The following is a 693-nucleotide window of genomic DNA, read 5'->3' on the forward strand; positions in this document are numbered from 1 at the left end:
AAGGATCAGCCAAGCGAGTGAGCAACTCTGCTGGTGGTTGTTTGCGATCCCAGATTGCTTGCTCGACGTTGAGTTGGCAATGCTGTAACAGCTGGCCCGTATTGGTGTCACGAGTTAGCTCATTTGGGTGCATCAATAGCAGTATGTCGTGCTTGCTGGTGAGTTTAGGCACCAGCGAGCAAATATAGTTGAACAGAAAACCGCAATGGGGACACGGTTGTGACATTACAGTCGAACCCCTTCACGCACAGGGCTAATACCATCCGAGAACAGACGAACACCACTGATTTGTCCTGGTGTGGCTGTTGGTGCCATGCTCGGGTTCAGAGGGTAGCTTACGCCAGTGTACTGCATGACATGTTTTGCTGGTGTTGCGCCACCGCCACTAACATCGAAAATCAGGTCGCGCCAACCGTGCGACGTTTGTTGGCCGAGCATTATTGGGCTTCTTACCAGTGTAATTCGACTATTGAAGCGCCATTCTTTTTCATGGTTTTCGAACACCAAGAGCGTACAACCGCCTGAGCCGCACCAATCCAATTGAACCAGCAGTTCTTCATTACCATCACCATTGAGATCGTACGTTAACCAGCGGTATTGGTTATTGCTTGGGTCGGTTTGGTGAATGAAGAAGTAGTTACGTACCGAAGCATCGACTTTGGAATCGAAATCGGCACTGGATGGGACGTCAGC

The 693-nt window shown here is 50.1% G+C and carries 1 protein-coding gene and 1 pseudogene; both read right to left on the bottom strand.

Annotation, left to right across the window (positions count from 1 at the left end; all coding sequences use genetic code 11):
* Positions 1 to 226: DTW domain-containing protein (locus tag R8O10_RS25230; RefSeq protein ID WP_318191959.1), on the bottom strand; the 226-nt coding region annotated here is incomplete at its 3' end.
* Positions 226 to 693 (bottom strand): annotated as a pseudogene (locus R8O10_RS25235) (hypothetical protein); the annotation flags it as partial. The pseudogene R8O10_RS25235 and the gene R8O10_RS25230, both read right to left, overlap by 1 nt.

Source organism: Vibrio sp. 1727, from assembly GCF_033344415.1.
In the GTDB taxonomy this organism is placed as follows: domain Bacteria; phylum Pseudomonadota; class Gammaproteobacteria; order Enterobacterales; family Vibrionaceae; genus Vibrio; species Vibrio alginolyticus.